Source organism: Aminobacter sp. BE322, from assembly GCF_050433525.1.
Taxonomy (GTDB): Bacteria; Pseudomonadota; Alphaproteobacteria; order Rhizobiales; family Rhizobiaceae; genus Aminobacter.
The window spans coordinates 43,459-55,847 of record NZ_JBNPXB010000007.1 but is presented as its reverse complement, the minus strand read 5'-3'; the positions used below and the strand labels follow the sequence as shown (position 1 = coordinate 55,847).

The window sequence follows — 12,389 nt, the reverse complement described above, 5'->3', positions numbered from 1 at the left end:
GCGCAGCACGGCGCTAGGCGGGCCTGCGGTCGAAGAGACGGACGCCGAGGAAGCCGGCCAGGAAGCCGCCGATATGGGCTTCCCAGGCGATCTGGTTTTCGACGCCGGGTGCAAAGCCGACGAAGCCCGTAACGAGGTTGATGACCATCCAGACGCCGAGGAAGGTCATGGCCATGCGCGACCGGAGCACCTCGCCTATGGGCAGCACGGCGCCGGCGAAGGCAGGCTGCCCATGCGCGCGGTCGATGCGGAAATTGAAGCGGGCCGCGGCCCCCATCATGCCCGAGATCGCGCCCGACGCGCCGACCAGCGGGGCATTGTCGAGCGGATGCAGCACATAGTGCAGCGCCACCGCGGCCAGCGCGGTCACGGCGAAGAACAGCGAGAAGCGCAGCGCCCCCAGCCGGTTGGCCAGCGGCGAGCCGAAGACGGCGAGCCAGACCATGTTGATGATCAGGTGGGTGTAGCCGCCATGCAGGAACGCATAGGTCAGCGGGCTGGTGAAGGCGTAGACGTCGAGCGGAATTTCGCCGGCGTATACCGCCCAGTATCGTAGCGGGATAAACGCGGCCCGCTCCAGAAACTCAACATATTGAGACGGGTCCAACAGATAATCGCCGATCAGTTGGATCGCCACGCAGGCAACAATGATGGCGATCACGATGCCGGGCATGTTGAAGATCGGCTCGCGCCGGCCCTCCGCCGCCGCCGGCGCTTCGTTCTCGATCGGGTTGGCTGGCTCGCTCATTCTGGTCGGATCCGTCTCGGTCATCAGCCCCATCTACGCGACCGCCGGCCAAAGCGCAAAAAAGAAGCCGTCCAGGGTTTTCCCCTGAACGGCTGGTCGAGCCCCCTTGCCCGCCCCCAAACCTTTGACTGAAGTGCTGCCGGCCGCCAGGCGGCCAACATCATGGAGTGACCGCAGCCTGCCACGCGGCGCCCGCCGCGGCAACGTAAACCACTTGTTAACCTTAACGTCCCCCACCCGTTAACAACTGTTACTGTGACTGGCACGGGTCCTGCTCCGCCGCTCATGTAGTTCTCAAGAGTGAAGCGATTCTGTCCAGCGATGGCACATCCCGAACAGGATCGCTCGGAGCGGAGCAAGATGAAACAGAAAGGATCGCTGGCACTGTTCCAGTATTGGAACCGCCTTCGCGACGGCCGGCCCGCACCCAGACGCACGGAAATCGAGCCTGCCGACATCAAGGGCCTCCTGGCCGACACCTTCATCCTCGAACGCGATGCCCGCGGCGAGGCCGTGTTCCGGCTCGCGGGCACGCGGCTGTGCGCCACCTTTGGGCGCGAACTCAAGGGATTCTGGTTCCCGTCGCTGTGGCGGCAGAAGGACCAGCGCCTGATAGCGCGCCTTGCCTACGGCGTGTTCCAGCAGAAATCGGTGGTCGTGATCGGCTTCGAGGGCTTCACCGCGAGCCGGCGCTGCGCGACCTTCGAAATGCTGCTCCTGCCGCTCGACGGCGGCGTCGAGAACCCGCGCAGCCTGGGCGCCCTGTCGAGCGCCGACCGCCCCTTCTGGCTGGGCTCCGACCCGATCACGGACGCCTCGATCGAGAGCGTGCGCGTCGTCGACCCGAACGTCGAGCCGATGTATCTGAAGAACCGTCCCGCCGTGACCGTCCCCTCGCTGGCGCCCAGCGATGCGACGCTCGAGGGCGAGACGAACCCGCTCGACGGGGCGCGCCGCATCCGCCACCTTTTCGTGCTCGAAGGCGGACGCGAGGAATAGCCGGAAGCGGCTTCCGCAGGGGTAGCCGCTACGCGCTTTATTAACCTCTTTGGCGCTAGCTTGTGACGATGGCTCCCTGCCGCTCACGGCCCTTGGGAGTTTGCGGCAAAGAGGGTGAAATGAGGCCAGCGGCGACCGAATACGCGCCGTCACGAGCGGAACGGCGCAACTTCCAGCGCGTCCGCGTCAAGATTTATGGCCGGTTCATGCTCGAGGATCGCAGCGAGCATGCCGGACAGGTCATCGACATGTCTCCCGGCGACGTCGCATTCCGCACCGATCACTCCGGCGCTCCGGGCGAGAAGGTCATCGCCTATATCGACCATATCGGCCGCGTCGAGGGCGTGGTGACGCGCCGCCTGCCGGACGGCTTCGCGATGACGGTCATCGCCTCCGAGCGCAAGCGCGACAAGCTGGCTGCGCAGCTGACCTGGCTTGCCAACAAGCACGAACTCGACCTGCCCGAAGACCGCCGCCACGAACGTGTCGCGCCGCGCAACCCGGTCAGCGTCCTGCAGCTCACCGACGGCCGGCAGTATCCGTGCCGCATCATCGACCTGTCGCTGTCGGGCGCCGCCATCGAGATCGAGGTCAAGCCGGCCATCGGCGTCCAGGTCATGCTCGGCACGATGCGCGGCCAGGTCGTGCGTCACTTCCAGGACGGCGTCGCCATCGAATTCGCCGTCGTCCAGCGCCCCGAGACGCTCGACTCCGAGTTCAACCGGCCCCGCGCCTAGGGCCTGCTCCGTTCCGATCGAACCGGAATGGGGCCCCGCTTTCCCGACGAAGCCTCGTTTCTTTCGAAAACCGGGTCCTGCCTTTCTGGATCATGATCCTGCCGGATAGGTCGGCGCCTGCGACATCTCGTCCGGCACCGGCCAGCCGCGTCCCAGTACCGTTGCAGCCACCCAAAGTCATCTCCGGCTGCCCGCACCCTGCATACGGGACCCTGCCCCATTTCGGCACAGACCTGCCTTGCCGTGCCGAAACGGATCAGGAAAGGCTTGGCGTCTCGTGCCATTTCGATAAAATTCTCATCAAATTCTCCTAAAAATTTATTCTTATTCTATTCTTGATTTCAGAAATTCATGTTTTGTTTTTACTCAACATCTACTTCGCTGCTTTGCGTGAAATAAATCCGCACCTGTCATTGTCCTCTCGAACGGGGAGACAATCACATGAACAAGCGACAGGGATGGCTGGTTCTTCTGGCCGCCACACTCCAGGCCGGTGCGATCGGCAGCGCGCTGGCCGTGCCGTCGGTCATGCAGACCAACGGCCGCACGACCCAACCGGTCGGCCACTACGAATTGTGCAAGCGGCTTCCGGACGAGTGCAACCAGAAGACCGACGTCCGCGCGCCGGTGGAACTGACCCGCACGCTCTGGCAGGCGATGGTCGACATCAACAACGAGGTCAACACCGCGGTCGCCCCGCGCACGGACATGGAAATGTGGGGCAAGGAAGAGGTCTGGTCCTATCCCGCCAGCGCCGGCGACTGCGAAGACTACGCGCTGGAAAAGCGCCGCAAGCTGATGGAACTCGGCGTGCCGGCGGGCGACCTGCTGCTGACGGTGGCGCGCCAGCCCAACGGCGAGGGCCATGCCGTGCTGACCGTCCGCACCAGCATGGGCGAGTACATCCTCGACAATCTCGATCCGCGCATCATGGCCTGGGACGAGACCGTCTACACCTATCTGAAGCGTCAGTCGGAGCGGAACTCCGGCGTCTGGATCGGCATCAACGATGGCCGCGCCGACTCCGTCGCGTCGGTTCGCTAGGCCACTCCGGGAAAACCCGGTCGCGTCCCCACCCTCCCCGTCCCCAACGACCGGGTTCAGGAGCCGGCCCCCATCCAGGGCCGGCTCCGTTTTTTTGCCCCGGTTCAGTCGGCCAGCTTCAGCCCGGCCTTGAAACGCTTCTGGTTGGCGACATAGTCCGCCGCCGACTTGCGCAGGCGGTCGGCCGCGGCATCGTCGAGCGTGCGCATCACCTTGGCGGGCGAGCCGACGATCAGCGAATTGTCGGGAAACTCCTTGCCCTCGGTCACCAGCGCGCCCGCACCCACCAGGCAGTTCCTGCCGATCTTCGCGCCGTTGAGCACGATGGCGCCCATGCCGATCAGGCTGTTGTCGCCCACCGTGCAGCCATGCAGGATGGCGCGATGGCCCACGGTGCATCCCTCGCCGATGGTCAGCGGATAGCCCGGATCCGTGTGCATCACCGTGTGTTCCTGGATATTGCTGCGCGCCCCGATGGTGATCGGCTCGCGGTCGCCGCGGATCGCCGCGCCGAACCAGACACCGACGTCGCGGCCGATCCTGACGTCGCCCACCACCGACGCGTCCGGCGCGATCCAGTTGCTGTCGCGATCCTCGAACCTCGGCTCGGTTCCATCTAGTGCATAGAGCGGCATCTTGAATTCCCTTCCCATTGTCCGGGCGCAAACTATGGAGCACGGGTCCGCATGGCAAGCGCCGGGCGCATTAACCGCCGCTTAACCATGCCGGCGCAATGTCGGAGCGATAGTGGGCCCTCCGCAGCGCGTGTTCGCAGGCGTAAGCCCTGCGCCGGCTGATAGGCCGGCAAGGCACAGGGCAGCCGATCCTGGAGACATCGATGAACCAGCAGGCGACGAACGACCCGGATTTCGAGGTCGTCGATGCTGCGCCGATGGTGAAGATCTTCTGCGCGCTTGCGGTGCTGGCGCTGCTGTCGCTGGCGATCAGCGCCGCCGGCCGCTGGTTCGGCCATGCGATCGAGATGGGGGGCCACAGCGACGACACGACGATACGCACCGTCGTGGTCGGCGGCGAGGCGATCGCTACCCCGGCCAACACGATCCGCTTCGACAAGGCACGCCGCGACGGCCCGGCAAGCCGGCTCGACCTCTATCTGCGCTGGCCCGAGATGGACGGCTACAGCACCGCCGCCCGCGATGCCTTCAACAATGCCGATGGCCGCAAGCGCATCATCTTCCTGAGCTTCGAGCCACGCATGATGGCGCGCGACATGAGCGGGCGGCTCGGGCCGATCTACGACGCGCTCACCGTCAAGCCCGGCGTGCCCGGACCTGAAGGCATGACGCTGTTCGGCTTCTCGGGAACTTCCGGCTATCTCAACGAGGTGCTGGCGGTCGCAGCCCGCCCGGGCGAGCCCGCCTTCGTGGCCCGCTGCCTCGGCGGCGCGGCCGCCGAGGAATCGCTTGCTCCTTGTGAACGCGACGTCTTCGTCGGCAAGGATCTCAGCCTGACCTACAGGTTCCCGCGGGAACTGCTGGGGGAATGGCGCGCGCTCGATGCTGCGGTGCTGGCGACGGCGAACGCGATGCTCGTCGCCAGGTGACTGCCGCGCGACAGGCCGCGCGGCCTTCGATCAGCCCAGGTCGACGTCGAGGATCGCCATCGAGAAATTGTAGTCGCCGTCGTCCTCGTCCTTGAAAACGATACCAAGGAATTCGTCGCCGATATAGACCTCGGCCGAGTCGTCCTTGCGCGGACGAGCCTTGACCTGGAGGTTCGGGTTCTGGAACTGGCGCTTGAAATAAGCGTCGAGCTTTCGGATTTCTTCCGGCTTCAACTGGCTTCTCCGGCTTGTAGTTTGAGAGAGGCGCTTCTGGCACGCCCGGTATGACGATGTAAAGGCAAGGAGCCGTCCGGGCTGCGCAATTCACCTATTCCGCGCAGCCAGGACGAACCGGCGAACGTCAGATGTCGAAGGTGACGACGTGATCCATGCTCTGCGACGGCAGCAACTGGTCCATCTGGCTCGACGGCCGCTCGCAGCCGGTTTCGCCGACCACGCGCGCGGGCACGCCGGCAACCGTCTTGTTGTGCGGCACGGGCGACAGCACCACCGAACCGGCCGCGATCTTGGCGCAATGGCCGATCTCGATGTTGCCGAGGATCTTGGCGCCGGCGCCGATCAGCACGCCGTAGCGCACCTTGGGGTGGCGGTCGCCGCCGGCCTTGCCGGTGCCGCCCAGCGTCACGCCGTGCAGGATCGACACGTCGTCCTCGATGACGGCGGTCTCGCCGACGACGAGGCCGGTGGCATGGTCGATGAAGATGCCCTTGCCCATGCGCGCGGCCGGGTTGATGTCGGTCTGGAACACCGACGACGAGCGGCTCTGCAGGTAGAGCGCGAAATCCTTGCGGCCGCGGTTCCACAGCCAGTGCGCCAGCCTGTGCGTCTGGATGGCATGGAAGCCCTTGAAATAGAGAACCGGCATCAGGTAGCGGTCGCAGGCCGGGTCGCGGTCGTAATAGGCCTGGATGTCGGTGCGGATGATGTCGCTCCACTCCTGCCTGTCCTCGAGCATGGCATAGAAGGTCTGGCGCAGCAGGTCGGCGCCGAGGTCCTGATGCGCCAGGCGCTCGGCCAGGCGGTGGATGACCGCCTCCTCCAGCGTGTCCTGGTTGAGGATCGTCGCATAGAGGAATGCCGCAAGCAGCGGGTCGCGCGCCACAGCGTCGGCAGCTTCGTCGCGCACCGACTGCCAGATCGGGTCCAGCGGCTTCAGCGCGCCGTGGCGCGCAGCGGTTATGGTGTTCATCGACGGTCTCCGTTCACAGTCGGCTTGTGCATTCCCGCGCCGGACATATAAGCCACATGCTAACATGATTGAACTCAATTTTCCTTAGCGGAGGATCAGCACGTTTCGTTGGTGCGGCTGCTGAAGGATTTGGTTCACGGATATTCGAGGCATCATGGAAAGCGAGCCCCTCAGGGTCACGACCAGCGATGGCATGGCGACCATCGTCATCAACCGCCCGGCGCGCAAGAACGCCGTCACCCAGGCGATGTGGACCGAACTGGCCGCGACCGTGAACGGGCTCTCGGCCGATCCCGAGGCCAGGGTGATCGTGCTTCGCGGCGCCGGCCAGGATTTTTCCGCGGGCGCCGACATCGCCGAATTCGACACGCTGCGCGGCTCGCCCGACAGCGCCCGCCTCTACGAAGCCGGTAATTCGGCGGCCTTCGCCGCGCTCCGCAACTGTTCCGTACCGGTGATCGCGGCGATCCGCGGCATCTGCTTCGGCGGCGGCTTCGGCCTGGCGGCGTCCTGCGACCTGCGCCTTGCCACGGCCGACGCCGTGTTCGCCGTGCCCGCGGCACGCCTCGGCCTCGCCTATCCGCAGGACGCGATGGGCGACATCGTCTCGGCTGCCGGCCCACAGATGGCGCGCTATCTCACCTACACCGCAGGCCGCATCGACGCGCCGGCAGCCCTTGCCGCCGGCTTCCTGCTGGAAATCGTCGACGACGCGCGCTTCGACGCACGCATCGAGGAGATCGCCCGGGGCATCGCCCGCAACGCGCCGCTGTCGGTCAAGGCTTCGAAGGCCGCCATCCGCGCCGCGCTGAGCCACGATCCGGCGGAGGCCGCCCTCGCCCGGTCGCTCGGCTGCGCCACCTTCCCGAGCGAGGACTACGCCGAAGGCCGCGCCGCGTTCCACGACCGGCGCGCGCCGCATTTCAAGGGGCGCTGACGCCATGCCGATCCTCGACGCCGCGACGAAGTCGGAACTGACGAAGCTCTACGAGGCGGCGGACCGGCACTACCACGGCCTCCGCCACATCGAGGCCCTGCTTGCGCTGCTCGAAGGGCACCGCCAGGCCTTCGCCGATCCCGAGGCGGTCGAGGCGGCGATCTGGTTCCATGACGCCATCTACGACAGCCGCCGCAGGGACAACGAGGCGGCAAGTGCCGAACTCGCCGCCGACAGGCTTCGCAGCCATGTCGACGACGCGCGCCTTGCCCGCATCGTCGACATGATCGAGGCGACCGCGACGCATCAGGTGCCGGATTTCGAGCACGAGGCAGCGCGGCAGGATGCGGCGCTGTTCCTCGACATGGACCTGTCGATCCTCGGCGCGCCCGCAAACGCCTTTGACGCCTACGAGGCGGCCGTCAGGCGCGAATATGGCTGGGTCAGCGAGGCAGACTGGCGCGCCGGCCGCGCCGCGGTGCTGCGGAACTTCCTCGCCCGCCCGCGCATATTCCACAGCGACATTTTTGCCCGGCGCTTCGAGGCACGGGCACGCGCGAACATGGAGCGGTCGCTTGCGGTCCTGGAGGCCTGAACTCAGAGCGGATGCTCGGCGTAGAACTCAAGCACCCTCTTCTTGAAGGTTCGGTCGCCGACGGCCAGCATATGGTCGCGGCCTTCGATGTCGAAGCTCTCGGCATTCGGTATCAGCGCCGCGAGTTCGGCGGCCGAACCGCCGATGTCGTCGGTGGTGCCGACCGCGACCAGCGTCGGCTGGGTGATGCGGGCCATGTCGTCCTCTGACAGCAGCTCGCGCGAGGTGGCGATGCAGGCGGCGAGCGCCCGCTTGTCGCTGCGGGTCTGGTCGGCGAAGGCGCGGAAGGATTTTCCCCGGCGATGCGTGATGGTTTCGGGGTCTTCCGCCAGCAGGGCATCGGCGATCGGGTCCCAGTCGCCGACGCCGTCGACCATGCCGATGCCGAGCCCGCCGAACACCAGCGTCGCCACCCGTTCCGGCGCGGCGAGCGCCAGGAACGCCGAGACGCGCGCGCCCATCGAATAGCCCATCACATGGGCGCGCTCGATGCCGAGATGGTCGAGCAGCGCCACCGCGTCGCCGGCCATCTTCGAGGGCGTGTAGTCGGCCTCGTCGTAGCTCTTCGACGACAGGCCATGGCCGCGATGGTCGAAGGCGATCGCCCGGTAGCCCGCTTCCGTCAGGGTCTTGAACCAGCCGGGCGACACCCAGTTGACGAAGTGGCTCGAGGCGAAGCCGTGGATCATCAGCACCGGCGCGCCGCTGCCCGCCGCCACCGGCGGCTGGTCGAGAAACGCCAGGTCGAAGCCTTCGTGCGAGAAATGATCCACAGCCATGTCGATCCCTGCCGTCTATCCCGGATTGGCCGCGCCGGCCTCGGCGATGACGCGGTGCTTCAGCTGGTCGCCGTCCTTGATGCCGGCCTTCTCGGCCGTGCCGGCCTTGAGCTCGAGCACGAAGCGCACCGGCTCGTCGGGCGCGATCACCGCCTCGGAGAAGGGTTCGCCCTGCTGGATGTCGCGCACCTTGCCGTCCTCGCCGATGAACAGAAGATCCAGCGGCAGCGGCGTGTTCTTCATCCAGAAGCCGACCGGCTGGGTCTGGTCGAAGACGAACAGCATGCCCTGGTCGTCGGCGAGATCCTTGCGGAACATCAGCCCCATCGACCGCTCCGCCGGCTCGTCGGCCACTTCGATGCGGAACGAAACGTCGCCCTTGGCCGTCACCGCGACCAGCGGATCGGGATCCTGCGGCAGTGCCATCGGCTGGCTTTCCGCCAGTCCCGGCGATGTCCAGGCGAGCGACAGCGCGACCACCGCCGCAGCGGTCGCGGCGCCGATCGCGCCAGCCAGCAAAAATCTACGTCTGTTCATGAGTTCCCCCGCCCGGCCGCATGCGGCCGGCAATCCGAGCCCTGCCTTCGACCGCGCGCTGAACCGCTCAGTGCGCGACCGGCAGGGTCCCTAGATCGGGGTGAATTTCGGCAGCCATAAGGCCTTTGTCGCCTTTGCCGTAGCGGACGAGCACGACCTGGCCGGGGCGCAGCTCGGTGACGCCGTAGCGGCGCAGCGTCTCCATGTGGACGAAGATGTCCTCGGTGCCGTCGCCGCGGGTCAGGAAGCCGAATCCCTTGGTGCGGTTGAACCACTTCACCAGGGCGCGCTCGAGCCCGCTCTCGGGGGTCACCGCCACATGCGTGCGCTGCTCCTGCATCTCGGCCGGGTGGACGGCCGTTGAAGTGTCCATGGAGAGCACGCGGAAGGCCTGCAGGCCACGGTCGCCCTGCTTGGCGAGGCAAACGACGCGGGCGCCCTCGAGCGCGGTCTGGAAGCCGTCGCGGCGCAGGCAGGTCACATGCAGCAGCACGTCGCTGGTGGCACCCCGGTCGGGAAGGATGAAGCCGTAGCCCTTGGCCACGTCGAACCACTTGATGGCGCCGGAAACCTCGACGAGACCCACATTGTCGGTGCCGTCATCCGCGAAAGCATCCCGACCAGTGTTGTCATGCATCAAGAGAGAGGCCTTTTCCCCCATCAGAACGCCCCCTTTTCCTTGCAAACGCCGCTACTGATTCTTGACGTAAGATTAACACTTCCGCTTTGGACATGCGCAAGGGCCGGTCAGCCATTTTTCAACTTCGTCCCGAGAATAGAGAGACCCGCCTGAACTTCGGCGCACAAAAGTCGCAGGCTGGCTTGCCGAGCCCGGCGGGCCCGCCCTATGTATCGGCACGCTCCCGAACAGTTGAGGAACCGAGATGCGCTATCTGCACACAATGGTCCGCGTCGCCGACGTCGACGCTTCCCTGGATTTCTACTGCAACAAGCTCGGGCTGAAGGAAGTCCGCCGCCACACCAACGAAAAGGGCCGCTACACGCTGATCTTCCTGGCCGCGCCCGGCGACGCGCCGGCCGCCGACCAGCGGGCGCCGCTGGTGGAACTCACCTACAACTGGGATCCGGAAGACTACAAGGGCGGCCGCAATTTCGGCCATCTCGCCTACGAGGTCGACGACATCTACGCCACCTGCCAGAACCTGATGGACAAGGGCGTCGTCATCAACCGCCCGCCGCGCGACGGCAACATGGCCTTCATCAAGTCGCCCGACGGCATCTCCATCGAGCTGCTGCAGAAAGGCGAGCGCAAGGTCCCGGCCGAGCCGTGGCTGTCGATGCCCAACACCGGTTCCTGGTAGGCGCTTCGCCCGCCGGGCAGGCCAGATTGCAGCCGACCGAAGGGCGCCTCAGGCGCCCTTCGCCATTTCAACGAGCGCAAGCACGGTGCGCCAGTTGCGCGCCGTCGCCGGCACCTTGAGCACGCGTGGTAGAACCTCGGCGAACTTCGACTTGCCGAGGCCGTCCGGTGCGTGCAGGTAGAGCACGTCGCCGATCACCTCGAACCGATCCGGCCCGGTGCAGCGCTCGGCCACCGGCCCGATCTCCGCCGCCGTCGGTTCGCGCTCCAGCACATAGGCGTGCAGCCTGGTAGGGTCGCCCGCCACCTCCGGATAGGGATTTTTCGCGACGGCATTTTCGAACCAGGCGGCATCGCGCACCATGATGCGCGAGCGGAAACCCCAGCGCGCCTCGAAGGCGGCCTCTATCCTCTTGCAAAGCGCTGCCGCATCACCCTCGCCCGCCGTGAAGACAACGTTGCCGCTCTGGATGTAGGTCGCGACGTCGCCAAAGCCCTGGTCCTCGAAGAAGGCCCGGAGCTCCGCCATCTTCACGATGCGGTTGCCGCCGACATTGATACCGGAAAACAGCGCCACATACACGGTCATATGATGAAGCCGCCGAGCGTCTCGTTGTCGGTGATGTCGTGATATTGCACGCCCTCGACGTCGAAGCGCGCCTTGAGCAGGTCGAAGTTGCGGCGGTCCTTGGTCTCGATGCCGATCAGCACCGAGCCGAAGTTGCGGGCCGACTTCTTGAGATATTCGAAGCGGGTGATGTCGTCGTCCGGCCCGAGAAGTTCGAGGAAGTCGCGCAGCGCGCCCGGCCGCTGGGGAAAGCGGATGACAAAGTATTTCTTCAGCCCCTCGAAGCGCAGCGCCCGCTCCTTGACGTCGGGCAGCCGCTCGAAGTCGAAATTGCCGCCGGACACCACAGCCACCACCGTCTTGCCCTTCAACTCCTTCTTCGAAAAATCCTTGAGCGCGTCGATGGCAAGCGCGCCGGCGGGTTCCAGCACGACGCCCTCGACATTGAGCATCTCCACCATCGTGGCGCAGAGCCGGTTCTCCGGCACCAGCCTGACAGCGTCGGCGGGAAAGTCCTTGAGGTGGCGCAGCGGCTCGCGCCCGATCTCGGCAACGGCGGCGCCGTCGACGAAATTGTCGACCTTGGCTAGCTTGACCCGCTTGCCGGTGGCAAGGCTGTCCCTCAGGCTCGGCGCGCCGGCCGGCTCGCAGAAGACGAAGCGCGGGGCATCGCCCGTCTCGGCGAGATAGCGCGTCACCCCCGCCGCCAGGCCGCCGCCGCCGACGGGCAGCAGCACCATGTCGGGCGACTTGCCGCCGGGCATCTGCGCCGCGATCTCGAGCGCCACCGTCGCCTGGCCCTCGATGATGTCCTTGTGGTCGAAGGGCGGCACCATGTGGCCGCCGGAATGGTCGGCGAATTCGAGCGCGGCGCGGTAGCAATCGTCGAAGAAGTCGCCCACCAGCCTGATCTCGACGAACTCGCCGCCGAACAGCTTGGTCTTGTCGATCTTCTGCTGCGGCGTCGTCACCGGCATGAACACCACGCCCTTCTTGCCGAAGTGCCGGCAGACGAAGGCGAAGCCCTGGGCATGGTTGCCCGCCGAGGCGCAGACGAACAGTTCGGCATGGTTGCCGGCCGCCAGCGCCTTGCGGAAGAAGTTGAACGCGCCCCTGATCTTGTACGAGCGCACCGGGGTCAGGTCTTCGCGCTTGAGCAGCACGCGCGCGCCGGTCTTGCGCGACAGATAGTCGTTCAGCTGCAGCGGCGTTTCGGGGAAAAGCTGCCTTGTTGCCTTGGCCGCCAGAGCAACCCGTTCGGCAAAGCTGGTCATGGCGACGGCACTCCTGGATTTCGGCCCGGCAAATGCTGTGGCCCGCATGGATGCGCTATTGCATATTCGACGGCGG

General features: G+C 66.0%; 16 protein-coding genes. 7 read left to right on the top strand and 9 right to left on the bottom strand.

Annotated features, from left to right (window positions below):
- Positions 1-13: 13 nt before the first annotated feature.
- The gene (locus tag J2X50_RS12430; protein ID WP_429095267.1) at positions 14-748 is read right to left on the bottom strand and encodes a rhomboid family intramembrane serine protease; all 735 of its coding nucleotides are present in this window, start codon (positions 746-748) and stop codon (positions 14-16) included.
- 360 nt (positions 749-1,108) lie between these two features.
- On the opposite strand from J2X50_RS12430, the gene J2X50_RS12425 reads away from it, so the two are divergent.
- The 3 genes from J2X50_RS12425 to J2X50_RS12415 all read left to right on the top strand — a co-directional run bounded on the left by J2X50_RS12425 (position 1,109) and on the right by J2X50_RS12415 (position 3,528).
- Positions 1,109-1,747 carry a PAS domain-containing protein gene (locus J2X50_RS12425; RefSeq protein ID WP_429095264.1) on the top strand — a complete coding sequence of 213 codons (639 nt, stop codon included), beginning with the start codon at positions 1,109-1,111 and terminating at the stop codon, positions 1,745-1,747.
- Positions 1,748-1,866: 119 nt separating this feature from the next.
- A complete protein-coding gene (locus J2X50_RS12420) occupies positions 1,867-2,484 on the top strand; it encodes a PilZ domain-containing protein (protein ID WP_429095261.1) in 618 nt (205 codons plus the stop codon).
- A 441-nt stretch (positions 2,485-2,925) separates the two neighbouring features.
- The gene (locus J2X50_RS12415) at positions 2,926-3,528 is read left to right on the top strand and encodes a transglutaminase-like cysteine peptidase (protein WP_429095259.1); all 603 of its coding nucleotides are present in this window, start codon (positions 2,926-2,928) and stop codon (positions 3,526-3,528) included.
- A 104-nt stretch (positions 3,529-3,632) separates the two neighbouring features.
- On the opposite strand, the gene J2X50_RS12410 is transcribed toward J2X50_RS12415, so the two are convergent.
- Positions 3,633-4,163: a gamma carbonic anhydrase family protein gene (locus J2X50_RS12410; RefSeq protein WP_429095256.1), complete on the bottom strand. Its 531-nt coding sequence runs from the start codon at positions 4,161-4,163 to the stop codon at positions 3,633-3,635.
- Between the two features lie 203 nt (positions 4,164-4,366).
- Here J2X50_RS12410 and J2X50_RS12405 point away from each other — a divergent pair, with 203 nt between their 5' ends.
- On the top strand, positions 4,367-5,092 hold the full coding sequence (locus J2X50_RS12405) for a hypothetical protein (protein ID WP_429095254.1): 726 nt from the start codon (positions 4,367-4,369) through the stop codon (positions 5,090-5,092).
- Positions 5,093-5,122: 30 nt separating this feature from the next.
- On the opposite strand, the gene J2X50_RS12400 is transcribed toward J2X50_RS12405, so the two are convergent.
- Positions 5,123-5,326, bottom strand: a complete 204-nt coding sequence (locus J2X50_RS12400) for a DUF3126 family protein (RefSeq protein ID WP_067961526.1) — start codon at positions 5,324-5,326, stop codon at positions 5,123-5,125.
- 127 nt (positions 5,327-5,453) lie between these two features.
- On the bottom strand, positions 5,454-6,302 hold the full coding sequence (gene cysE, locus J2X50_RS12395; protein ID WP_429095251.1) for a serine O-acetyltransferase: 849 nt from the start codon (positions 6,300-6,302) through the stop codon (positions 5,454-5,456).
- A gap of 154 nt (positions 6,303-6,456) precedes the next feature.
- Here cysE and J2X50_RS12390 point away from each other — a divergent pair, with 154 nt between their 5' ends.
- Together J2X50_RS12390 and J2X50_RS12385 are read left to right on the top strand one after the other, a co-directional pair.
- Positions 6,457-7,239, top strand: a complete 783-nt coding sequence (locus tag J2X50_RS12390) for an enoyl-CoA hydratase-related protein (RefSeq protein WP_429095248.1) — start codon at positions 6,457-6,459, stop codon at positions 7,237-7,239.
- 4 nt (positions 7,240-7,243) lie between these two features.
- Positions 7,244-7,834, top strand: coding sequence for an HD domain-containing protein (locus tag J2X50_RS12385; protein WP_429095246.1), 591 nt, complete (start codon positions 7,244-7,246; stop codon positions 7,832-7,834).
- Positions 7,835-7,836: 2 nt separating this feature from the next.
- Here J2X50_RS12385 and J2X50_RS12380 read toward each other — a convergent pair whose 3' ends face one another.
- The 3 genes from J2X50_RS12380 to J2X50_RS12370 form a co-directional block, all read right to left on the bottom strand.
- On the bottom strand, positions 7,837-8,607 hold the full coding sequence (locus J2X50_RS12380; RefSeq protein WP_429095553.1) for an alpha/beta fold hydrolase: 771 nt from the start codon (positions 8,605-8,607) through the stop codon (positions 7,837-7,839).
- Between the two features lie 21 nt (positions 8,608-8,628).
- Positions 8,629-9,150 carry a DUF192 domain-containing protein gene (locus J2X50_RS12375; protein ID WP_429095244.1) on the bottom strand — a complete coding sequence of 174 codons (522 nt, stop codon included), beginning with the start codon at positions 9,148-9,150 and terminating at the stop codon, positions 8,629-8,631.
- A 67-nt stretch (positions 9,151-9,217) separates the two neighbouring features.
- Positions 9,218-9,787, bottom strand: a complete 570-nt coding sequence (locus J2X50_RS12370; RefSeq protein WP_429095242.1) for a cold-shock protein — start codon at positions 9,785-9,787, stop codon at positions 9,218-9,220.
- Between the two features lie 247 nt (positions 9,788-10,034).
- Here J2X50_RS12370 and J2X50_RS12365 point away from each other — a divergent pair, with 247 nt between their 5' ends.
- Positions 10,035-10,472, top strand: a complete 438-nt coding sequence (locus J2X50_RS12365; RefSeq protein ID WP_429095241.1) for a VOC family protein — start codon at positions 10,035-10,037, stop codon at positions 10,470-10,472.
- 48 nt (positions 10,473-10,520) lie between these two features.
- Here the strand turns inward: J2X50_RS12365 and J2X50_RS12360 are convergent, their stop codons facing one another.
- Complete coding sequence (locus tag J2X50_RS12360; RefSeq protein ID WP_429095238.1) at positions 10,521-11,060, bottom strand: DUF1697 domain-containing protein; 540 nt, start codon at positions 11,058-11,060, stop codon at positions 10,521-10,523.
- Complete coding sequence (gene ilvA / locus J2X50_RS12355; protein WP_429095235.1) at positions 11,057-12,313, bottom strand: threonine ammonia-lyase IlvA; 1,257 nt, start codon at positions 12,311-12,313, stop codon at positions 11,057-11,059. The genes J2X50_RS12360 and ilvA overlap by 4 nt, the downstream gene beginning before the upstream one ends.
- Between the last annotated feature and the right edge of the window lie 76 nt (positions 12,314-12,389).

Bases quoted from the DNA above. Each gene is read 5' to 3' on its own strand.
- J2X50_RS12430 (WP_429095267.1), bottom strand. From the start codon at position 748: ATGAGCGAGCCAGCCAACCCGATCGAGAACGAAGCGCCGGCGGCGGCG.
- J2X50_RS12425 (WP_429095264.1), top strand. From the start codon at position 1,109: ATGAAACAGAAAGGATCGCTGGCACTGTTCCAGTATTGGAACCGCCTT.
- J2X50_RS12420 (WP_429095261.1), top strand. From the start codon at position 1,867: ATGAGGCCAGCGGCGACCGAATACGCGCCGTCACGAGCGGAACGGCGC.
- J2X50_RS12415 (WP_429095259.1), top strand. From the start codon at position 2,926: ATGAACAAGCGACAGGGATGGCTGGTTCTTCTGGCCGCCACACTCCAG.
- J2X50_RS12410 (WP_429095256.1), bottom strand. From the start codon at position 4,163: ATGCCGCTCTATGCACTAGATGGAACCGAGCCGAGGTTCGAGGATCGC.
- J2X50_RS12405 (WP_429095254.1), top strand. From the start codon at position 4,367: ATGAACCAGCAGGCGACGAACGACCCGGATTTCGAGGTCGTCGATGCT.
- cysE (WP_429095251.1), bottom strand. From the start codon at position 6,302: ATGAACACCATAACCGCTGCGCGCCACGGCGCGCTGAAGCCGCTGGAC.
- J2X50_RS12390 (WP_429095248.1), top strand. From the start codon at position 6,457: ATGGAAAGCGAGCCCCTCAGGGTCACGACCAGCGATGGCATGGCGACC.
- J2X50_RS12385 (WP_429095246.1), top strand. From the start codon at position 7,244: ATGCCGATCCTCGACGCCGCGACGAAGTCGGAACTGACGAAGCTCTAC.
- J2X50_RS12375 (WP_429095244.1), bottom strand. From the start codon at position 9,150: ATGAACAGACGTAGATTTTTGCTGGCTGGCGCGATCGGCGCCGCGACC.
- J2X50_RS12370 (WP_429095242.1), bottom strand. From the start codon at position 9,787: ATGCATGACAACACTGGTCGGGATGCTTTCGCGGATGACGGCACCGAC.
- J2X50_RS12365 (WP_429095241.1), top strand. From the start codon at position 10,035: ATGCGCTATCTGCACACAATGGTCCGCGTCGCCGACGTCGACGCTTCC.
- J2X50_RS12360 (WP_429095238.1), bottom strand. From the start codon at position 11,060: ATGACCGTGTATGTGGCGCTGTTTTCCGGTATCAATGTCGGCGGCAAC.
- ilvA (WP_429095235.1), bottom strand. From the start codon at position 12,313: ATGACCAGCTTTGCCGAACGGGTTGCTCTGGCGGCCAAGGCAACAAGG.